18 protein-coding genes are annotated in these 20,256 nt (G+C 52.8%); 10 read left to right on the top strand and 8 right to left on the bottom strand.

Features of this window, described 5'->3' with window-relative positions; translation table 11 throughout:
* Window positions 1–427, top strand: a 427-nt coding sequence (locus ACTG33_RS05765; protein WP_439134245.1) for a hypothetical protein, incomplete at its 5' end; no start/stop codon positions are given.
* 88 nt (window positions 428–515) lie between these two features.
* On the opposite strand, the gene lnt is transcribed toward ACTG33_RS05765, so the two are convergent.
* The 5 genes from lnt to miaB all read right to left on the bottom strand — a co-directional run bounded on the left by lnt (window position 516) and on the right by miaB (window position 6,351).
* Entirely contained in the window at window positions 516–2,120 is a 1,605-nt protein-coding gene (gene lnt, locus ACTG33_RS05760; RefSeq protein ID WP_439134244.1) for an apolipoprotein N-acyltransferase, read from the bottom strand.
* A gap of 36 nt (window positions 2,121–2,156) precedes the next feature.
* Window positions 2,157–3,026: an HlyC/CorC family transporter gene (locus tag ACTG33_RS05755; RefSeq protein WP_439134243.1), complete on the bottom strand. Its 870-nt coding sequence runs from the start codon at window positions 3,024–3,026 to the stop codon at window positions 2,157–2,159.
* A gap of 54 nt (window positions 3,027–3,080) precedes the next feature.
* Window positions 3,081–3,545 (bottom strand): rRNA maturation RNase YbeY, encoded by a 465-nt coding sequence (gene ybeY, locus ACTG33_RS05750; RefSeq protein WP_439134242.1) that lies wholly within the window; start codon window positions 3,543–3,545, stop codon window positions 3,081–3,083.
* 93 nt (window positions 3,546–3,638) lie between these two features.
* Window positions 3,639–4,820 (bottom strand): PhoH family protein, encoded by a 1,182-nt coding sequence (locus tag ACTG33_RS05745; RefSeq protein WP_439134241.1) that lies wholly within the window; start codon window positions 4,818–4,820, stop codon window positions 3,639–3,641.
* Window positions 4,821–4,956: 136 nt separating this feature from the next.
* Complete coding sequence (gene miaB / locus ACTG33_RS05740; RefSeq protein WP_439134240.1) at window positions 4,957–6,351, bottom strand: tRNA (N6-isopentenyl adenosine(37)-C2)-methylthiotransferase MiaB; 1,395 nt, start codon at window positions 6,349–6,351, stop codon at window positions 4,957–4,959.
* 306 nt (window positions 6,352–6,657) lie between these two features.
* On the opposite strand from miaB, the gene ACTG33_RS05735 reads away from it, so the two are divergent.
* The gene (locus ACTG33_RS05735; RefSeq protein WP_439134239.1) at window positions 6,658–6,999 is read left to right on the top strand and encodes a DUF1820 family protein; all 342 of its coding nucleotides are present in this window, start codon (window positions 6,658–6,660) and stop codon (window positions 6,997–6,999) included.
* Window positions 7,000–7,075: 76 nt separating this feature from the next.
* On the opposite strand, the gene ACTG33_RS05730 is transcribed toward ACTG33_RS05735, so the two are convergent.
* Window positions 7,076–8,428 carry a TonB family protein gene (locus tag ACTG33_RS05730; RefSeq protein WP_439134238.1) on the bottom strand — a complete coding sequence of 451 codons (1,353 nt, stop codon included), beginning with the start codon at window positions 8,426–8,428 and terminating at the stop codon, window positions 7,076–7,078.
* Between the two features lie 334 nt (window positions 8,429–8,762).
* Between ACTG33_RS05730 and ACTG33_RS05725 the strand changes: the two genes are divergently transcribed.
* The 6 genes from ACTG33_RS05725 to ACTG33_RS05700 all read left to right on the top strand — a co-directional run bounded on the left by ACTG33_RS05725 (window position 8,763) and on the right by ACTG33_RS05700 (window position 16,492).
* Window positions 8,763–9,449, top strand: a complete 687-nt coding sequence (locus ACTG33_RS05725) for a cyclic nucleotide-binding domain-containing protein (RefSeq protein WP_439134237.1) — start codon at window positions 8,763–8,765, stop codon at window positions 9,447–9,449.
* Window positions 9,450–9,665: 216 nt separating this feature from the next.
* On the top strand, window positions 9,666–10,814 hold the full coding sequence (locus ACTG33_RS05720) for an efflux RND transporter periplasmic adaptor subunit (protein ID WP_439134236.1): 1,149 nt from the start codon (window positions 9,666–9,668) through the stop codon (window positions 10,812–10,814).
* Window positions 10,811–13,996, top strand: coding sequence for an efflux RND transporter permease subunit (locus ACTG33_RS05715; protein ID WP_439134235.1), 3,186 nt, complete (start codon window positions 10,811–10,813; stop codon window positions 13,994–13,996). Before ACTG33_RS05720 ends, ACTG33_RS05715 begins: the two co-directional genes overlap by 4 nt.
* Before the next feature lie 63 nt (window positions 13,997–14,059).
* Window positions 14,060–14,710: a flagellar brake protein gene (locus ACTG33_RS05710; protein ID WP_439134234.1), complete on the top strand. Its 651-nt coding sequence runs from the start codon at window positions 14,060–14,062 to the stop codon at window positions 14,708–14,710.
* Between the two features lie 4 nt (window positions 14,711–14,714).
* Window positions 14,715–15,473, top strand: a complete 759-nt coding sequence (locus ACTG33_RS05705; protein WP_439134233.1) for a hypothetical protein — start codon at window positions 14,715–14,717, stop codon at window positions 15,471–15,473.
* A 191-nt stretch (window positions 15,474–15,664) separates the two neighbouring features.
* Window positions 15,665–16,492, top strand: a complete 828-nt coding sequence (locus ACTG33_RS05700) for a hypothetical protein (RefSeq protein WP_439134232.1) — start codon at window positions 15,665–15,667, stop codon at window positions 16,490–16,492.
* Window positions 16,493–16,527: 35 nt separating this feature from the next.
* Here ACTG33_RS05700 and ACTG33_RS05695 read toward each other — a convergent pair whose 3' ends face one another.
* Entirely contained in the window at window positions 16,528–16,935 is a 408-nt protein-coding gene (locus ACTG33_RS05695) for a hypothetical protein (RefSeq protein ID WP_439134231.1), read from the bottom strand.
* A 173-nt stretch (window positions 16,936–17,108) separates the two neighbouring features.
* Here ACTG33_RS05695 and dinB point away from each other — a divergent pair, with 173 nt between their 5' ends.
* Both dinB and ACTG33_RS05685 read left to right on the top strand, forming a co-directional pair.
* A complete protein-coding gene (gene dinB, locus ACTG33_RS05690) occupies window positions 17,109–18,176 on the top strand; it encodes a DNA polymerase IV (protein WP_439134230.1) in 1,068 nt (355 codons plus the stop codon).
* A 164-nt stretch (window positions 18,177–18,340) separates the two neighbouring features.
* Window positions 18,341–19,672, top strand: coding sequence for a hypothetical protein (locus ACTG33_RS05685; protein ID WP_439134229.1), 1,332 nt, complete (start codon window positions 18,341–18,343; stop codon window positions 19,670–19,672).
* Window positions 19,673–19,762: 90 nt separating this feature from the next.
* Here ACTG33_RS05685 and ACTG33_RS05680 read toward each other — a convergent pair whose 3' ends face one another.
* Window positions 19,763–20,110: a HopJ type III effector protein gene (locus ACTG33_RS05680; protein WP_439134228.1), complete on the bottom strand. Its 348-nt coding sequence runs from the start codon at window positions 20,108–20,110 to the stop codon at window positions 19,763–19,765.
* Between the last annotated feature and the right edge of the window lie 146 nt (window positions 20,111–20,256).

The following is a 20,256-nucleotide window of genomic DNA, read 5'->3' as shown; positions in this document are numbered from 1 at the left end:
CGAAACCCAAACGTCTTTTGACGTCCAAAACCCGCTATTTGAAACCGAAACTGTGCAACTTCAGAACCGTCTGAGCCGCTTGGTGGACGTCAAGTTGCGCTGTTTTGCCTACAATAACCGCTACTGCGTCATTTTGGTGGCCTCGCAGAGGTTCCCTGCTCGTCAGTTAAATAACAGCGCTGAGCATTTGGCTTACCAGCTGGTTCAGCGACTGAATGTGGCTCCGGAGGATGTGGATTTTATTCAGTATCAGCCGGGCGAAGAGCCAGAATGGTTGAGATGGCGTTTTCAGTGGGTGGGTACATCCCCGCTACAGGCCAAAAGTTTGCCCCTGAGTTCAACCTCGCTGGAAAGCTTTGTGATGCCGATTCTTGCTGAGGGTGAGATGTTCTCGTTGATCGCAGGATCTGTGCCGGCTGTCGCCTAGCCAAATCTGGCTCTGGTCGACACCAGTTTTTAACCGTTTCTTCTATTAACAGTTTCTCCTGTTAAGAGACCCTCTGATGCTGCTGTGATCAGCGTCGGAGGCTCGCGCGTGTCTGACATAAACCGATGGCCAGCAGGGCGAAGCACAGTGCGACAATCGGCAGACTACCCCAGCGCATAAAGGGCGTGTTGCCGGTCATGGGTGTGACAGAGCCTGTGAGCACGGTTTGAATAAACTGCTCGCTGCGTTGCTGTAATTCACCTTGGGGAGTAATCAGTGCGCTGACGCCATTGTTGGTGGCGCGAATGACATAGCGGCCGGTTTCCAGAGCACGCATCTGAGCCATTTCAAGATGTTGCAGGGGGCCCCAGGAGTGCCCAAACCAGCCGTCATTGCTGATGGTTAGGATCACTTCGCGGTTGCGGGCGCTGTTGGCCACCAGATCCGGATAGACGATTTCGTAGCAAATGGCTGAAGCAAGCCGATTGCTGCCGATCTGTAGGCCGCTCTGCTGTTCCGGTCCCTGACTGATGATGGAGGTCGGCAAGTTGAAAAACTGGATCAATCCACGCAGCCAGTCTTCGAGCGGTACATATTCACCAAACGGCACCAGCCGGGTTTTATGATAGATTCCGCTGGCGAGCCCCAGACCTACCGCACTGTTAAAGTATTTGTCTTGTCGTGAGTCGTCATAGAGTATGCCGGTAATCAGGGCGGTTTGAGTTTGCAGTGCTCTGTTATTAGCCTGTTCCAGAAAGGGCGTGGCCTGATGGTAAAGCAGGGGGATAGCGGCTTCTGGCCAGATGACCCAGTCCGACTGCCAGGCATCTTCCGACAAGCGACTGTAGCGCTCCAGAGTCGGTTGTAAAAAATCCGGTTGCCATTTCTTTTCCTGCGGAATATTAGGTTGCACCAAAGACACTGAAAGGGGCGTCGGTTGAGCGGGTTGTGTCCAGGCAATCGACCGCAGCGATTGTCCTCCCAGCCAGAAAGACGCGATCACCAGAACTGTCGCTATCTTGAGTGGGGTGTTTTTTCCCAGAGCCAGATAGGCGAAACCACAGCTGCTGATCAGCACTGCCAGAGACAAACTGTAAATGCCGCTGATCGGAGCCCAGCCTGAGAGAGCGGTATGCCACTGACTGTAACCAATGAGCAGCCAGGGAAATCCGGTCATAAACCAGCTGCGCGACCATTCTCCCAGAACCCAGAGGGCGCAGAACATCAGTCCGTGGGTCGCCAGCGCCGGGTGGGCTGTGGTTTTGTCTGTGTGTTTTTTGCGGAGAAGTCGGGGTGTCCAGCGAATCAGCCCGAAAGGCAGGGTAAACAGGAGAGCCATGAACGCTACAAAGATGGCTGTCAGCAATACGGCCAACCACACTGGTGCATAGCCGAACTCGTGAATGCTGACATAAACCCATGAGACGCCGACACCGAACATCCCAAGACCGAAGCCAAAGCACAGACTGAGCAGAGGTTTTAGGTATTGATTCCAGCTCAGCAGGGCAAGGCAAGCAGGAGTGACAAGAGCCAGAGGCCACCAGTCTAGCGGTGCCAAAGCCAGTGGCGTGAGGCTGCCGGCTAACGTGGTCAGCAACAGCCGTAGCCAGAATGGACAATCGGCCAGCCAGGAAGTGGGCAAGTCATGAGCCCTGGATGACGGTCGTGACAGATCAGGCACGGGCTGGGTCATGGGCGAGCTCGTGAAACCATAGCGTCTTTCCTGAACTTAACTGGGGATTGATAACCGTACCAGATGGATTTGACGATTGTCGGCATAGAGCACCCGAAATTGGTAGCCGTCTATGTCGGCGACTTCATTGCGTTGAGGCAGGTGACCAAACGCGCGCATCAGAATGCCGCCAATGGTGTCGAATTCGTCTTCGTTGAAACCGCTGTTGAAGTATTCATTGAAGTCTTCAATGGGGGTCAGAGCTTTGATGATGTAGTCGTTGTCGCCGACCTTGCGGATAAAAGCGTCATCCGCATCTTCATCGGTCTCGTCTTCAATTTCGCCAACGATCTCTTCCAGAATATCCTCAATCGTGACCAGCCCGGAAATACCGCCGTACTCGTCGATGACCAGCGCCATGTGGTAGCGGTTTTCACGGAACTCACGCAGCAGTACATTCAGGCGTTTGCTTTCGGGAATGATGGTGGCCGGACGGATGACATTGTCGAGACTGAAGTTGTCAGTACCGTTAAGGATTAGGGGCAGCAGATCTTTTGCCAGCAGAATACCGCGGATATCGTCGGTGGATTCGCCCACCACGGGGAAGCGCGAGTGACCGGATTCGATGACCATCGGGAGCAGTTCGGATGGTTGGGCGTCGATGTTGACCACCACCATTTGTGAGCGTGGAATCTGAATCTCACGCACTTGCTGATCGGCCACATCCAGAGCGCCCTGAATGATTTCCAGCTCTTCGGCATCCACCACCTTGTTCTCGGCGGCTTCTTTAATGATTTCGAGCAGTTCTTGGCGGGATTTGGGTTCCGCTGAAAATGCATTGAACACGCGATCCAGCCAGCTTTTCTCCGCTTGTTTGTCTTGTTGCCTATTCGGAGAAGGCTGGCTACTCGAAGGGTCTTCGCTCATGGCGCTGATGATCTCCTGATCAGTAATAATATCTGGATGTGGATAATAGCCGGTTTAGGCGACCGATTCATAGGGGGGAGGAAAGCCCATTCCCGTTAAAATATCGGTTTCCAGTTGTTCCATAATCTCGGCGTCAGAATCATTAATATGGTCATATCCCAGCAAATGCAAGGTGCCGTGTACCAACATGTGTGCCCAATGGGCTTCAAGCGTTTTATGCTGCTCGGCGGCTTCCCGCGCTACCACGGGGGCGCAGATCACCAGGTCGCCCAGTAGTGGGAGCTCCAGCTCAGGTGGCAGGTCGGCGGGGAAGGACAGAACATTGGTGGGATTGTCTTTTTGCCGGTACTGAAGGTTCAGTTGCTGACTCTCGTCATTGTCCACGATCCGGACGCTGATTTCCGCCTCCTCACGCAGTCCCTTCAGGGCCGAGCTGGCCCAATGTTGTAATTGTTCGCTGCTTGGGAGGTCGTGAGCCTTGCTGGCCACCTGCAGATCGAGGCAGAGTTCCACTTTCATCGTTTAGTCAATCAATTCCAGAGAGCCAGATGGCCTGTTTTAGTGAGCCTGCGACCTGTTCTTGTAAACCGGTCGCCTACTGCTGTGAGAAGCCTAGCGGTCGTTTTCCGGATTGCGGGATTCCGCTGCATCGTAGGCTTCCACAATGCGTTGAACCAGCGGGTGACGAACCACGTCTTTAGAATTGAAGTGAGTAAAGCTGATGCCGTTCACTCCGTCCAGCACGTCAATCACATGCTTCAGGCCTGAGGCGTGGCCGCGGGGCAGGTCGATCTGGGACGGATCGCCGGTAATAACCGCGGTGGAGCCAAAGCCAATACGGGTGAGGAACATCTTCATCTGCTCGCGGGTAGTGTTCTGGCTTTCATCCAGAATGATGAAGGAGTTGTTCAGTGTGCGGCCACGCATGTAGGCCAGCGGAGCCACTTCGATCACGTTGCGTTCGATCAATTTGCCAACGGTCTCGAAACCGAGCATTTCATACAGGGCGTCATAGAGCGGGCGCAGATAAGGATCCACCTTCTGGGATAGGTCGCCGGGTAAAAAGCCCAACTTCTCACCCGCTTCTACTGCGGGACGAACCAGCAGGATGCGCTCGACCATATCGTTGAGTAATGCTTCCACTGCGCAGGCTACGGCCAGGTAGGTTTTACCGGTACCGGCAGGGCCAACACCAAAGTTGATGTCATTGGTCTGAATCGATCGCACATAGTTCTGCTGATGCTGTCCCCGAGGTTTTACCGTGCACTTCTTGGTGCGGATCAGGGTCATTGGAGCGACTTTTTCATGGCTCTCATGGCTCTCATGGCTCTCATGGCTCTCATGGCTTTCACTGCCAGAGCCTGCACTGCCAGAGCCTGTGGAAGCGCTGTCTGATGACTTGCCTGGAGCGTTTGATTGAACTTCTTGCATCAGCGTCTCGTCGTTGTTTGAAGGGGTATGTGTATTGGTTGAAGGCGCCTGCTCGGCGGCATAGCTGTCCATTTGGGATTGTTGCAAGGCCAAATGAACTTCATCGGGGGTCAATTCGGCGCCACCTTTGGTGTCTTTGTAGAGAGCCTTTAACAGTTTTCCGGCACTGCGAGTGATAGTGCTGTCACCTAATAGGGCAAATTGATTGCCACGATTGTGGATTTCGATGTCTAGGCGGCGTTCGATTTGTCGCAGATGTTCGTCAAACTGCCCACATAATGTGGCGAGTCTGCGGGTGTCGTTGGGCTCAAGTACCACCTTATGGGCGGTGCTGGCTTTCTTGAGGGGAGAGGTCGTATCCAAAATGTTTGTAAAGCCGTCCTGTCTCGCAAGTGTTATGGCTAGACTACCCCAAACCCAAGGGGCTGGGGAAGTCTGCGCTTCTGTTAATAGATTCTAAAAAAAGCCTTGTTTATACCGTGCGTAATTCCGCCTGGATTCACAAAGTGTCCAGTTCGGAACCAAGCAGGGTACCGCGCAGGGAGTTGGGCAGAGCTTCTTCGATCAGAATGTCGGCAAATTTGCCGATCAATTCCGGCTGATCGCAGCGAAAGTTCACCACTCGATTGTTCTCGGTACGACCGGACAGTTGGCCCGGATCTTTCTTCGAGTAACCGCTGACCAAAACCCGTTCGGTATTGCCCACCATCTTGCGTGAAATTTCGAAAGCCTGTTGGTTGATGCGCTGTTGCAGCAGTTTCAGGCGTTCTTTTTTCACTTCTTCCGGGGTGTTGTCCGGCAAATCCGAGGCGGGGGTGCCGGGACGAGGGCTGTAGATAAAGCTGAAGGACAGATCGAAGCCGATGTCCTGAATCAGGTTCATGGTGCCTTCAAAGTCTGCTTCGGTCTCACCCGGGAAGCCGATGATAAAGTCGGAGGAAAAGCAGATGTCTGGGCGAATTTTCTTCAGGCGACGCATCTTGGACTTGTATTCCAGCACCGTGTGGCCGCGTTTCATGGCCATCAAAATACGGTCTGAACCGCTTTGGACGGGCAGGTGCAGATGACTGACCAGCTCCGGAACTTCGCCGTAGACTTCGATCAGACTGTCCGAAAACTCAACCGGGTGTGAGGTGGTAAAGCGAATGCGATCAATGCCATCGATGGCCGCCACGTAGGTGATCAGCTCGGCAAGATCTACCAGAGAGCCATCGGGGCCTTCCGCGCGGTAGGCGTTGACGTTCTGTCCCAGCAGATTCACTTCGCGAACGCCCTGGCCGGCCAGGTGAGCTACTTCACGCAAGACGTCGGCGACGGGGCGGCTGACCTCTTCGCCGCGGGTGTAGGGAACCACGCAGAAGGTGCAGTACTTGGAGCAGCCTTCCATGATCGAGACAAAGGCGCTGACACCGTCAGCATCCGGTTCTGGCAAATTGTCGAACTTTTCAATCTCCGGGAAACTGATATCCACTACAACAGCGCCGTTGCCTTTGGGGGTTTCCATCATTTCAGGAAGGCGGTGCAGGGTTTGCGGGCCGAAGATCAGATCGACAAACGGCGCACGCTTGGCGATGGCGTCACCTTCCTGGCTGGCGACACAACCGCCGACACCAATCACCAGATCGGGCTTCTTCTCTTTGAGTTTTTTCCAGCGTCCCAGTTGGTGAAAGAGCTTGTCCTGGGCTTTTTCACGGATGGAACAGGTATTCACCAACAGTACGTCAGCTTCGCTGGGATCATCAGTGGGAATCATCTGGTGTGATTCGCCCAGCAGGTCACGCATACGGTTGGAGTCGTATTCGTTCATCTGGCAGCCGTGAGTCTGTATAAAAAGCTTTTTGGTGGGCTTTTCCGAGAGCTCTTGTGCTGTATCAACCGTGAAACTGTCTGTCATGAAACTACCTGTTCAAACTGCTTGAGTGGATCTGCGTGTATGAAGCTGCTCGTTATCGCTAGAGAGGAGCCAGCTTGGCATGCTGTCCGGGACTGTGAAATTGGCTGGACAAAAATTAGTCAAAGTCAGCAAGGGCGGGCATTATAGCGATGACAGAGGCTTATGCCCATACGGCAGCGGGAATTATTCCGGCAAATTGTGCTATCCTTGCGCGCCCTTCCCGTGGGACGGGGCTTTCCGGCAGTTTCTTCGTGTTTTCAGAAGTCTGTCAGAGAGTGATTTTATGTGGAGTCTCAGAGCAGATTTATGGCCGATAAACCGATTTACAAAGTGATCTTTTATAACCAAAGCCAGGTGTACGAAGTCTACGCGCGCGCGATTTACCAAAGTGATATGTACGGCTTTATTGAAGTCGAAGAATTCGTCTTTGGCGAACGCACTCAGGTGATTGTCGATCCGGGCGAGGAAAAGCTGAAAAGCGAGTTTGCCAACGTCTCGCGTTCCTATATCCCCATGCAGGCGATTATCCGCATTGATGAGGTTGAGAAGGAGGGAGAGGTCAAGGTCACGGAGCTGAAAAGCAGTGACAAGGTGGCACATTTTCCGTTTTCTGTGCCGTCAACACCGCCTAAAGGCAGCGAGGACTAGCCCCTCTGCCGAGGACTAAGCCCGAAGGTTAAGTCCTCGCGATATTGCTCAAATGGCCAGGTTGAATCGAACAGCTTTAATCTGGCAGTTTGAAATGTATAGGCAGAGAGAAGGCAAATTCGCTGCCTGGAACCGCATCTGGTATCGGAGGGAAGGGCTCGGCTCGATCCACCGCGTTCATGGCTTCACGATTGAGTGTGCTGTACTTCGATGCTTCTACCTCTGAAACACTCTTCACCTTGCCCTGGCGGTCGATGACGACGGCAACTCTGACGCTGCCTTCCTGACCGCGAGTGGCGGCACGCTTGGGGTAGCGGATATGTTTATAGGTCCATCTCAGTAGCTCAGAGTGGTAAATCTGACGGCTCAGCAGGCTTTCTGCGGTCAGCAGTGGGCCACTGTCTTCCTCTTCATCGTCAAACAGTTCTTCCTCTTCCAGCAAAGCTGCTTCGGACGGCGTTGGCTGGGGTACAGCTTTGGCTACAGCGGGTTCAGACTCGGGTTCAGGTGTTGAGGCGGGTGTTTCTGCTGGCGCCTGGGCGATGCTTTCCGCCGCAGGTTCAGCTGCTTTTTCGGACTCAGCTGTAGTGCTGGGTTTGGCAGTAGTACTGGGTTCGTCTTTGGTCGTGGCACTAGGCTCGGTGATAGATGATTCAGCGGTTTCAGGCTCGGCAACCGCCAAGGTCGGTTTTTCGATCAGTGCAGGCGCAACAAGGGATGGTGCGGCCAGCACGGGTTTGGTGATACCTGGATTCGGCTTGTTACTCTTGGCACTGGTCGCCGCTGTGTCTGCCGCCAGTTCACCAGTGGGCTGTACCCACTTGGCAATGGCATCTCTACGTCCCTGTGAGGGGCTGGTGCTCTCGAAAGTGGCCAGCAGTTCGCTATCAACCTTGCCTCCGGTTAACAGGGCGTCGCGGAAGTCGGATGAGAGGGGTACACCGCCAATCCAGGTGCGCAAAACCATGTTAAAGAAGTCTGGGGATTCAATTTTGCCCAGCTGAACATCGTTCAATGTGACCGTTGTGCCTGACTGATCACCGCGAATTTCGAGGACATCACCTGCTCTCAGAGAGCGCTTGATAAACGTGGTAAAGGTCACCATGTGTTCAGCTTGCGCCGACAGCAGATTTGGCGGATTGTTGATCGCCATACCTTCAATCCACATGGAATTGAGTCGACGTGAGGACAGGCGCTTGGTGGTGACTCGCAACTCCATGCGTTTTCTGCCAGAGTTGTTCAGCAGAGTACTGGCGTCAGAAGACAGTGTGTCGGTGTAGAGGGCGCCAATGAACTGATCTTTGTTGAATTCCTTGTGATTGGCTAACCCATTCAGCAGTGAGTCGGCAAAAGTGACTGGGGCAACCAGAAGTAATGGGGCAAATAGGGCAAAAAGGGCAAAAGAAGCCCATGAACCAGGGCGGGACATAACAGTCTCTCTTATTTTATCGTTAAATCATCTTTTATTGTGACGCCTTAACACGCAGGGATGGCAGCTTGTTTGGCGTATAAATTATCTCTTCACTACTCTACAGATATTCGCGTTGACTGCAAGATGTAAAGAGGTTTCAGAGTTGCCTGCGCGGGAAGTCGTTTTTGGGTATTTTGACCGGTATGCTTGGAGAAATCTGTCTCAGTATATAAAAACGTGCCTTGCGGATGACTTCAGGTGACATATATTCCGTACTGTCAGGGCTCGGGATGGGGTAGAGTGGCGCCTTTTAGCTCTTTTTAATAATAAATCACACGGTTCGTCCTTTATCATGCATAGCAAGCCTGTCAACGAATATCCCAGATCGGTCATTGAACAGCTGATTTCAGTTATCCCTTTCTACAAGCAGGTACGTCAACAGGATAACTGGCAGTTTGAGCAGTTGTTACAGCACTCCCGTGTCCTGGCATTCGACCCTGGAGAGATGGTTGTTGAAAAAGGGTCGGAAGGGTCCTGGTTGTATTTCCTGCTAAAAGGGCAACTGGCTGTACTGGCGGGGGACGAAGCCCAGACCGTCAATTACATCACCCCGGGTGAGCTGTTCGGTGATTTGGCCATGCTGTTAAGTACAGCCCGCAGTGCCTCAATCAGAGCGGATGAAAACAGTCGGGAGATTCTGGTGTTTGCCACGGATTTTTCGTTATTTGGTGATCTAGAAGACACCCTGAGAGTCAGTCTGGCCACCAAACTGATTTACTACCGCAATCTCCTTCACAGTCTGCGCTGGAAATTGGAAGTTTACCGCAGCAAATACCCCGAGCATCCATTGGCGGACCAGCACCGTTCCGTGAAGCTGTACCGGGGCGACAAGGACACCAGGGATGAGCTGCTGTCATTGCACGAGCAGGCCTGCCGGTTGGGGGAATTGCTGGTGGAGTGGAATCGGGCGTTTGGTCGATTGACCCTGGTGGATAATCAGGCCCCTGCGAAGCAATTGCTGGCTGAGATCTCGGGCTGACCGTCCAGCTGGACACTGGCTGGGCTGCTGGTTCGAATTTGAAACCAGTCAGTTGCCGGATTTGACCTTTTTTGGCCGTATAATTCCATCAAATCATGGCCGATTGATGCTATCTTCTGTCACCTGTAAAAAGTTCCTCCGATTAACATTTCTTAGCTTGAGAGGGGTGACTGTAATCTTCAAAGTAGTCATCTGGTCTTAAGGTGCCCTCCTATAATGAAACGCTTTCAGCAATATCTGAAATACATCTGGTCCAATAAAAATTACCGCCTTTCCGTTTATCTGGGGATCGTCATCCTCGTGTGGCTGGGCAGTGGTCTGTTGTTTTCGTCGCCCGACAATGAGCCTCAACAGCAGGTAGAAGGCACACAAGAACAAAAGGTGCTGGTGCAGGCCCGTTATATTGATGCGCAGGATTACCGGCCAGAAATCCGGATTCGGGCTTTTACCCAAGCCAACCGCAGTGTGTCTCTACGTGCAGAGCTGAGCGGTAAAGTCGTTGCCTTACCTGCCGTTGAAGGACAGCCGGTGGCGAAAGGCGATGTGATCTGCGAATTGGCACTGGATGATCGTCAGGTGCGTCTGAAGGAGGCTCAGTCCACCGTGGATCAGGCACAACTGGAATACGATGGGGCGCTGAGATTAAAAAGTGGAGGTTACCAGTCGGCTACCGCCATTGCCGGTGCCAAAGCTCGTCTGGATAGCGCCAAATCGATTTTACTTCGCAGCCAGCTGGACATTGAAAACACAAAAATCCGGGCGCCGTTTGCCGGTGTGATCGATCGCTACGCGGTGGATGTGGGCGACTATATGGATCGCAAGGACGAATGCGGCGTGTTGATGGATATGGACCCTATGATCATACGGGGTCAGGTATCGGAAACGCAGGTGGGAAATCTTCAAAAAGGCGATAAGGCCTTTGGGCAATTACTGACCGGACAGAAGGTGACTGGCGAGGTTTCTCTGGTGGGTTATGGCGCTGACAGTAAAACCCGCACTTTTCCTGTTGAAGTCACGGTAGACAATAAAAACCTGAACCTTCGCAGCGGTATCACGACCGATTTGATGGTGCCGACCGCCACAGTTCAGGCGCACCGGATTTCCTCGTCCTTGCTGACGCTGGATGACCGCGGCAAGGTTGGGGTGAGAGTCCTTACTGAGGATCATCGAGTGAAGCTTATGGAAGTTGAGCTGATTGGTGACAGTGATAACGGAATCTGGGTGTCGGGATTACCTGCCCATGCGTTGTTGATCACGGTGGGACAGGAGTATGTCAGCCAGGGAGAGCACGTGGAGGTGGCGATCGAAGGCCAGCCTGACGTCTCAGAATCTGCGTCGGAGACTGTAGGTGCTGCTGCCCTATGAGCCTGTTATCCATGGCGGTCAGCCATTACCGCAGTACCTTTTGCGTTCTGGCGCTAATCATTTTTGCCGGTTTGTTCAGTTACAATCACATGCCTGTGGAAGCGCAGCCGGATGTGGATGTGCCCTACATCTATGTCGGTATTACGCTGGATGGTGTCTCTCCGGAAGATGGCGCGAGGCTGTTGGCAAGACCGATGGAGCAAGAGCTTCGTTCGCTGGAGAACCTGGACGAAATTATTTCTACCGCCAAGGAATCCCACGTAACCATTTTGGTTAAATTTGAAGCGGGTTCGGTAGAGATTGATAAGGCTCTAAACGATGTTCGCAACGCGGTAGATCGCGGCAAGGCTGAGCTGCCGACGGATGCTGATGAGCCCATTGTGGAAGAGATTACCGTTTCAGACTTTCCTTCTATCACGGTGGCTCTGACCGCAGATCCTGGTGTTTCGGAGCGATTGGTTTTCCAAACCGCGAAAATGCTGCAGCGAGAGGCGGAAGCTCTGCCCGAAGTGCTCGAAGCCAAGATGGTGGGCAACCGTGAGGAAGTGGTCGAGGCGCTGATCGATCCTGCCAAGCTGGAACACTACAACATCACCAGCGATGAACTCATCAATGCCATTCTCGGTAATAACCTGCTGATTCCTGCCGGGCAAATTGATACTGGAGAAGGGAAGTTTTCCATCAAGGTGCCTGGACTGATTGAAACCTATCAGGATGTTTATGGCATACCGGTGAAATCCACACCGGAAGGTACCGTGACGCTCGGTGAAGTGACGGACATACGACGCACCTTTAAAGACCCTGACAGTTTTACCAGTATCGATCAAAAACCGGCCATTTTGTTAGAGGTCAGCAAGCGTACCGGAGGTAACCAGATACAGGTTTCCGTAGAAGTTCGGGAATTGGTTGCCGAGCTAAAATCCCGTATTCCTCCCGGTGTCCATGTTCAGTTTGCCATGGATCAGTCAGAGTTTTCCGAAGCGCTGGTGTCTGAGATGTCTGGCAATATCGTGACCGCGATGGCGCTGGTGATGGTGATTGTGGTGGCGGCACTGGGATTTCGCTCCGGCGCTCTGGTCGGATTGGGGATTCCTTTTTCACTGCTGATGTCGCTGATTGGACTCGATTACCTGCATTATTCCTTCAATATGATGGTGATGTTTGGAATGATGCTGGCGCTGGGCATGCTCATTGATGGCTCTATTGTTATCACTGAGTTTGCTGATCGGAAAATGGCCGAGGGCATGAGCAGTCGCGCGGCATATTATATTTCCGTTAAGCGTATGTTCTGGCCGGTGGTGGCTTCCACAGCGACCACTCTGGCGGCGTTCTTGCCGTTGATGTTCTGGCCTGGCGTTGCCGGAGACTTCATGGGTTACCTGCCCGTCACGGTGTTCTGGGTGTTGCTCTCTTCCTTACTGTACGCGCTGTTTTTTGCTCCGGTACTGGGCTCTCTCATGGGCAAATCTGTCATGGAGCCGGACGTCCAGCATTATCTCCGTAGTCTGGAATCTGATCCTCCGACACAAATGAGCGGGCACACGGGGCGTTATGCGCGTCTGTTGGAGGGGGCTCTGCGTCGTCCGATCGTATTTTGTCTGATGACACTGGTGGTATTGATTCTTATCTTTATGGCTTACGGCCGTTTTAACCACGGTGTGCAATTCTTTTCTGAGACAGAGGAGAAATACGGTTCTGTCACAGTTCGAGCCATGGGTAATCTCTCGGTAGAAGAGCGCAGAACCCTGGTCCGGGATGTTGAAACACGAGTCCTCAAAGTTCACGGTGTGGATTCTGTGTACTCTTCCAGTGAGAGCGGAGGCAACGGGCGGGAAACCTCAAAAGATGCGATTGGTACCATCCACGTTGAGTTGGATGATCCCGATTCCATTGGGTATTCGACCCATACGGTTTTTGAATATATTCGCGAAGCCACTGCCGGGATCCCTGGTGTCAGAATTACTGCGGCCCTTCTTGAGGGGGGGCCGCCGGTGGGTAGCCCAATTCAGATCCAGTTGGAATCTATCGACAGTGACAAACTATTGGCCGCCACGTTGGCCATGCGTCGCCATCTGGATACCATGGACGGGCTGCGCGACGTCACAGATACCACGCCTCTGCCAGGCATTGAATGGGAAATGTCGGTAGATCGCTCACTGGCGGCTCAGGCCGGCGTCAATGTGGTGGAAGTTGGGCGTGCGGTTCAGTTGGTGACCAACGGTGTTCGATTGGGAGAATACCGCCCTGATGACGCTGATGAGGAAGTGGAAATCCGGGTTCGCTATCCGGATCACATACGCGGTATCCACGCGCTGGATAACCTGAGGGTGAACACCGTGCATGGCGCTGTGCCCATCAGCAGCTTTGTCGAACGGGTCGCGAAACCCAAAGTCGATAAAGTTGAGCGTGTCGATGCGATTCAAGTAATGAAAGTTCGTGCCGATGTAAAAGAAGGCATCCTTGCGGATGATAAAGTTAAAGAGATCAGTGCGTGGCTGGAAGCCAATCCGCTGGATAACGATGTGCGGGTGGTTTTTCGGGGAGCGAACGAAGAACAGGAAAAATCCATTAAATTCCTGAGTGTCGCATTCTCACTGGCCCTGTTCTTGATGTTTGTGCTGCTGGTGACGCAATTCAACAGCTATTACCAGGCGGTATTGATTCTGTCTGCGGTGATTATGTCGACAGCGGGTGTGCTACTGGGTCTGCTGCTGACCGGGCAGGTTTTCAGTACCATTTTGACCGGTGTGGGGATTGTGGCGCTTGCCGGTATCGTGGTGAACAACAACATTGTTCTGATTGATACTTATAACTTTATCCGTAAAGACAAAAAGGATCTGACTCAGAAAGAAGCGGTAATTCTGGCCTGTGCCCAGCGTTTGCGTCCGGTGTTTCTGACAACGGCGACCACCATTCTGGGGCTGCTTACCATCGCTTTCTCGGTGAGTGTGGATCTGATTGGTCGAACAGTGATTGCAGATGGTGTGGTGACCTCCATCTTTCAACCATTGGCCAGTGCGTTGGTGTCGGGTTTGTTGTTTGCAACCATACTGACACTGCTCGTCACACCAGTGATGCTGTTGGTGCCCAACCGGCTTGTGTACCTCTACAAGCAGTGGATTGAGCCCAAGCTAAGGCCTTTGTTCAGCAGGGTGAAACGGACAAAGGAGGGGAGTATTTAAAAATTCAAGACACCGGTAAGGTGCAGGAAGAGGACATGTCCGTCGCGACAATGATGCTGAATAATGAAATTTGAAGAGATTAAGCTTGAGTCAGGGTTTGTGTTGTATTTGCAGACAGACACCTTGGAAGATCAGGAAAAACGTATCAATTGCCGTTACATCGGAGCCTTACCGGGAAAGTACCTGTTGGCAACACACCCTGCAAACACTCGTTTGCGCACCGGGCAAAAACTGGTGGTCAAGGCCATGATTGCCAACGGCATCGCTGTATTTCCCGTTACAGTTGAATCGGTGATGAAGTCTCCGGTGTCCATTGTGTATTTCACCTATCCGCCTAAGATCAGCGTTAAACAAATTCGCTCTGCGACCCGTGTTAACGTCAATCTGGCCGTAAATGTCAAAAACAACAGTCAGTTGACGGATGCTGCTGTCGAAGGACGTCTGGCCGACTTAAGTACGTCGGGCGCCAAAATTGAATTAAAAGATGTGGTGGGTGAAGTGGGCGATGAGCTGGTCTTGGAAGCCAGTATTCAGCTGGGCGACATTCATCGGCAGATGTCCCTCAAAAGCGTCATCCGGGCGCGCATTGATCGCAGTACAAAAGAGCAGGATGAAGCGTTTCCAGCGGTCTATGGCCTCGAGTTTCTCAATAACGATGAGGATAATCGCTTGTTGCTGCAAGCCTATGTGTACCGCCAGTTGGCCGGTGTATAAAGCTGTGCGGTCGGCATATGCATTGATTCTGCCGAGAGTGGCGGCTGTTCTGCTTTCGGGTGTGATCTATTCAGGCGTGGCTAATTCGGAAGAGGTTAATTTGGAAGAGGCTAATTCGGAAGAAACTAATTCGAAGATGGCTTCTCCACAGGTTACTTCTCCGGAGGTTGCTTCTTCGCAAGAGCCTAAGCCTCGAGCCGCTCTCACCGAAAACCTCTGGCTGCCCGGCAGTTACCGGGATTTGATGCCAAAGTTACGGGCCAGCGCTGAAAAGCTTCAAGCGACCGAGCGTTGTGACAAGGTACTGCAAGGTAAGTTACACGCTTCAACCCGAGACGAGCAAAATGCGGTTTTCTTTCTGGTCTGTCGGGATTCCTCTCGAAAAACCTTTCCGGTCCTGGTGGATGCCAACGCGCAAGAGTTCGAGTTCCCTTTGACGCCAGAACCGGAACCCGAGCCAGAACCTGAGCCGCGTGACCTGGAGGCAGAGCGACAGGCTTATATTCAGCGCAGCTGGGCTTCTTGTGAATCCATGTTCTCCCACGAAACCCGTTTTATGCCTAAGATGCAGCTTTTGTCGGAAGGGCAGGTAGAACCGCTGGAAGAGGATGGCAGCCTTTTGTTTGTCATTGATTTCGATGCTGAAAATCTACAGGGTCAGCCTCTGCAATACCGGGCGCACTGTTCTGTTGCCGATGAAGAGGCCCAGCCGGTTCTTCAAATTCAGCCACGCCAAAAGGCTCTTCAGGTTCAGTCACGCTAGAAGGCTCTTCAGATCCAGCTACGCCAGACGGAAGCCTTTGCAAGTGCAATTGAAAGAGACTGAATTGGAAAAAGACTGAATTGGAGGAAGACTGAGCCGGTCGATGCCTTGTCAGCACTTTTCTTCTGGTATGATTCGCAATTCATCCGCTGATCATCACTATTCCGTTTCTCATCACGGCCGGGAACCTCATGTATTTCTTCAAAGCTCTCTATATTCGCGCCTATTTTTTGACCGCTTTGGTCATGACTTTCTGGGTGTTGAGTCAATTGGGTCAGGGACACTGGTTGTGGGTGGCTCCGTTGCTGACCTGGACCCCGATGTGGCTGCACAACCTCTGGCGCCTGCATATCAATAACTCCTGGTATCAGGATGAGCGGGAGCGTCTGGCTATGGGGTTGGCGCTGTTGGGTGTCGCGGTGATGTTGATTGGCGGGCAGCGCGGCCCGGTGTTGTGGTGGACTCTGGCCGGATTGTTCGGGCTGCTGCTGTATGTGTTTTTGGTGTCCAAAATGACCCGAGGTGTTCGGGAATCAGAGGGCGATCGTGATCTGCTGCCTACGCTGGATTTCAGCCGCCGTGTGGCTGATGATCACGCTAAGACGGAGTTGGTGAGTGCTCAGAAGAGCGGCGCTCGCTGGATGCTGTTTTTTCACGCACCCAGTTGTCCATATTCCAGAATGGCCATGCGGGAATTGATGGGAATACTGGAGCAGCATCCAGAGATCAAGCCCGAGCAGGTTGTCGTCGTTTTCGCTGATGCCTTACCCGACTGGGCAACTAAATTCAGCAAGGCCGGTGGTCAGTGCTGGGTTGATGCGGATGGTGAGTCCAGCAGGACGCTGGGTTTGTGGTTGCGGGGTGGTAATGCGCTACTGGACGGCGGGCATAATGCACTGCGTCCAGCTCTGGCGGCTCTCGATTCCAATGGTCAGGTGGTGTTTTGGGACGTGGCGAATAATTTCCGTCTGCCGCCCTCTCTGGAGCAGCATTGGGAGCGTCTACAGCGATATCTCTAAGGAGAGCTGTCAGTGGTTGAGGTGTGTGCTGAGCGTTAAAGCGCGCCGTTGGGCAAAAAACGATTGTCCGAGTGGCTTTTGATCCACAGCAGCAGTTCTTTGTCGGGCGGTGACTTGCGCAGACGCAGGGCTTTCACCAGACCAATCACAGGCGATTCGCCTCCAGCTTCCCACCCGCTCAATTGCATCTCTGCCAGGGTGAAAAACCGCACCAGATGCACGACTTGTTCATCGCTGAAAGATTCGGCCGTTTTAACCCATACGTCTTTCGACAGCTTCATCAGTGGTGCCTGCTGAGACTTGATGTCGTCACTGAGAACCTTGTTCAAATCCTCAAGTTGTTGGTTTTCGCTCAATTCGATAAACGATGCCAATACCTTGTGGTCGATAGAAAAATCAGCTGCTTGTTGTCCTTGCTCAGGATTCCAGGCTCCAACGGTCATAACATCTCTCTTTTGACGGTTTTTGAGGCGATTCAACAGGAATCGCCTCTGATGTGTTTTCTGGTCGCGAAGTATACCCTTTCAGGGAATAAAAAACTGCGAGCGTTCGCTTTGGGGTTGATTTATACTGTACAAATAGACAGTTATTGTTAACGGCTACTTGCATCAGTGAAATGACTCGAAAAATTATTCATGTAGATGCCGACTGCTTTTTTGCCGCCATCGAGATGCGCGACAATCCGGAGCTGCGCGGCCGGCCGATGGCGGTGGGGGGCGACCCCGGCAAGCGCGGTGTGATCTCGACTTGCAACTACGAAGCCCGCGCCTTTGGGGTTCGCTCTGCCATGGCTTCCGCTCTGGCGCTGCGAGCCTGTCCCAGTCTGTTGATCGTCCCCCACAGCATGGAAAAATATCGCCAGGCCTCCCAAGTGATGCGCGGCATCTTTGGCGATTACACCGATCTGGTGGAGCCCTTGTCGCTGGATGAGGCCTTTCTGGATGTCACTGAGTGCACCTCTCATCAGGGCAGTGCGACTCGCATTGCGGAAGAGATCCGAAGTCGAATTGCCGAAGCGCTGAAAATCACCGTGTCGGCCGGTGTTGCCCCCAACAAGTTTTTGGCCAAAGTGGCCAGTGATTGGGAAAAGCCCGACGGCCTAACCGTAATAGCCCCGGAGGCTGTCGACGACTTTGTTCGGGATCTGCCTGTGGAGCGCATCTCCGGTGTCGGTAAGGTCACGGCTGAGAAAATGCACAGACTGGAAATCCGCACATGTGGCGATCTGCGCCGTTACTCGTCGTTTGAGCTCAGCGAGGCCTTTGGCAGCTTCGGGCCACGTCTGCACAGTTTGAGCCGCGGTTTGGATGATCGCCCGGTGCGCACCAGTCGGCGGCGTAAATCTCTCAGTGTGGAGCGCACGTTTGCACAGGATCTGACTTCACTGGCAGCCTGTCAGGCAGAAATCCCGGGATTGTTGGTCAAATTGGATGAACGTCTGAAAGGTTTGGAAGATGATTATCTGGTGGTGAAGGCGTTTGTGAAGGTGAAGTTTGATGACTTTACGTCAACCACTCTGGAGCGGGCAGGCATGCAAGCTCAGCACAATGATTATCACCTGCTGATGGAAGAGGCTTTCGATCGGGGAGAGCGCCCAGTGCGGTTGTTGGGGCTCGGCGTGAGGTTTGTGGATCTGAAAACGGATGATGAGGTCAAACAGCTGGATTTTTTTGGAGAAGAATAAAAATTATCAGATGCCCCGCCAGCCCCTGTCTCAGGCCATCGGCGCCTTTTTTTTGAGTCTGTTTCACATCTCAGATTCACTGTCAATTCTACCCATTTTTTTTCTGGCCACTATAATTCCGCGCCCAATCCGTATTTGAGAAGTTTAAGCAGAGGTAGTGCTGGGTGATTGTTTTTACCGCCACCAATTTACAAACCCAAGATGTCTATGTTGGGACCGCCAGAGAAAGTGTGGAAGAGGAATGGGCAGATCTATTGTCCCAGGCCGATAGCGGCACCAGTGGAGAGTTTTTCCAACAGTTGCGCGATTATGGTAGCGCCGCGTTTGAGGTGGATACCTGGGCTTATGGGGAAAACTCCGCCGAAGCTCGCCAATCCATGCGCGAAGCGAAGGAAGAGCTGGGAGCTCTGCCCATCAAATCGAGCCGTGGAAAATCCGCCGGTCGCAGTACCAAAGCCGTGCAATCCGCCAGCATGAAGGCGTTGATGGCTGTCTTTGAAGAAGCCATGAGCGAAGACAGCGTGGTCGATGAAGATGATGCACTTGAAGGGCTGACTCCGACAGATCGAGTAAAGCAGAAAGACCCTACGGCAATTGTTTCTGAAGAAGCAAGTGCTGGACCTGCTGATGACGTTAATGTGTCAGAGAAGGGCCGCGCGCCAACCGACATCGAGCCTGTGTCAGCCTCTGAGGTTAATCACGATGCCCCCCTGGTTGATCAGCAAAAAGGGGATGATGAGCAAAAGATGCTGTCTCGCCTGGAGGCCATGAAAGCGGCTCAGGAAAGGCTGTTGAAAGAGCGCGCATCCAGCACTAAAGCTGCTCCCCCCAAGTCCAAAGCCGAAAAAGCCGCCGCGTCAGAAAAGCTGGCAAGGGGTCGAACCGGTTCCGCGGCTAAGGAAAAACGCATTCGTGAGGCGATTGAGACCGAGCGGGAACGTCGCGAGAATCTACGTCTGACCAGCAGTCGAGATGAGCAGGCAGAGATGAATGCTGTCATGGCCCGCGTTGAAATGCGTCGTATGGCGACCAAGAAAGCCAATGCTGAAAAGTCCAAGCTGGCAGCCGCTGCACGCAGGGCCAAGCAAAAGGCTGAAGCCAAAAGTGAATCTTCAGCCAGAGCTGAGAGTTTAACCGCGGCGAACAGTTCAGCAGAGGGCAATTCAGTAGAGAGCAGTTCAGTAAAGAAAGCCTCAAAAGCTGCGGCGCCCCCTTCGAAGACAGCAACGGCTGCCGGAAAGGCTAAAACAGCCACATCCTCGGCAGCTGGGTCCAAAAAGACGTCTCAGGAGCGTGGTGCTTTAAAGTTGGCTGCGGGCCGTACCGGTTCCAGCGCGAAAGAAAAGCGCATCAAAGAGGCTATTGAGCAGGAAAAAGCAGAGAGACTGGCTGCTCAGCAGGCTAAGAGAGCGGCAGAGGCAGAAGAGATGGCGAATATTTTGGCCAGACTGGAAGCCAGAGCTAAAGAAGCCGAGAAGGTTAAGCGCCGTCGCTAGAGGTCGGTCGCTACACAAAACTACTGTTCAAAATTAAGGCGCACGTCCTGAATCTGAGCTTTTCTGATTCAGGACGATTAGCGGCCACATTCAGCCTTTGGTGTTCAGGGGCTGCCCTTCAAATGTGACGCCATCCCAGCCGTGCTTCATAAAGTTACGAATATTCTGATGATCGCTGCCGGCGGGGTTGTTCAGCACGTCCTGGCGGTAGTACTGGCCAAAGCAGGCCAGAGTCTGTTCGGCGCTCAACCCCTGCAGTTTTCCAAACCCCAGTATCTTGCAGGAGCCCTGATTCTGTTCGGGTTCGTTGGTCAGGTCGCCATTGTGAAAGCGGGTGGGTGTAAACTCATAATTGGCCTCGATGGCGGCCATGGTGTCAGTGAATTCTACGGCGTCAGGGGTGCTTTTCAGAGTGTTTAAAAAATCATCAAGAGTCATTCTTTTGTTACCTAAAGTGACAGCGAATCGCTGAAAGTGATACCAATTTCTCGGATTTAAGACGCTAGCTTAACAAACTGTGGTCGTAAGTTTCGAGTGTTAGTGTCTTGGTAAATTAGCTGGTAAGATGCCTGACTTGAGTTTAG

Source organism: Pseudomaricurvus sp. (genome assembly GCF_965662505.1).
GTDB lineage: Bacteria > Pseudomonadota > Gammaproteobacteria > Pseudomonadales > Cellvibrionaceae > Pseudomaricurvus.
Note: the sequence above shows the minus strand (reverse complement) of the source record. Positions and strands in the feature narration are given on the sequence as shown.

Coding starts and splice junctions, on each gene's coding strand:
- lnt (WP_439134244.1), bottom strand. CDS start 2,120: ATGACCCAGCCCGTGCCTGATCTGTCACGACCGTCATCCAGGGCTCAT.
- ACTG33_RS05755 (WP_439134243.1), bottom strand. CDS start 3,026: ATGAGCGAAGACCCTTCGAGTAGCCAGCCTTCTCCGAATAGGCAACAA.
- ybeY (WP_439134242.1), bottom strand. CDS start 3,545: ATGAAAGTGGAACTCTGCCTCGATCTGCAGGTGGCCAGCAAGGCTCAC.
- miaB (WP_439134240.1), bottom strand. CDS start 6,351: ATGACAGACAGTTTCACGGTTGATACAGCACAAGAGCTCTCGGAAAAG.
- ACTG33_RS05735 (WP_439134239.1), top strand. CDS start 6,658: ATGGCCGATAAACCGATTTACAAAGTGATCTTTTATAACCAAAGCCAG.
- ACTG33_RS05730 (WP_439134238.1), bottom strand. CDS start 8,428: ATGTCCCGCCCTGGTTCATGGGCTTCTTTTGCCCTTTTTGCCCTATTT.
- ACTG33_RS05725 (WP_439134237.1), top strand. CDS start 8,763: ATGCATAGCAAGCCTGTCAACGAATATCCCAGATCGGTCATTGAACAG.
- ACTG33_RS05720 (WP_439134236.1), top strand. CDS start 9,666: ATGAAACGCTTTCAGCAATATCTGAAATACATCTGGTCCAATAAAAAT.
- ACTG33_RS05715 (WP_439134235.1), top strand. CDS start 10,811: ATGAGCCTGTTATCCATGGCGGTCAGCCATTACCGCAGTACCTTTTGC.
- ACTG33_RS05710 (WP_439134234.1), top strand. CDS start 14,060: ATGAAATTTGAAGAGATTAAGCTTGAGTCAGGGTTTGTGTTGTATTTG.
- ACTG33_RS05700 (WP_439134232.1), top strand. CDS start 15,665: ATGTATTTCTTCAAAGCTCTCTATATTCGCGCCTATTTTTTGACCGCT.
- ACTG33_RS05695 (WP_439134231.1), bottom strand. CDS start 16,935: ATGACCGTTGGAGCCTGGAATCCTGAGCAAGGACAACAAGCAGCTGAT.
- dinB (WP_439134230.1), top strand. CDS start 17,109: ATGACTCGAAAAATTATTCATGTAGATGCCGACTGCTTTTTTGCCGCC.
- ACTG33_RS05680 (WP_439134228.1), bottom strand. CDS start 20,110: ATGACTCTTGATGATTTTTTAAACACTCTGAAAAGCACCCCTGACGCC.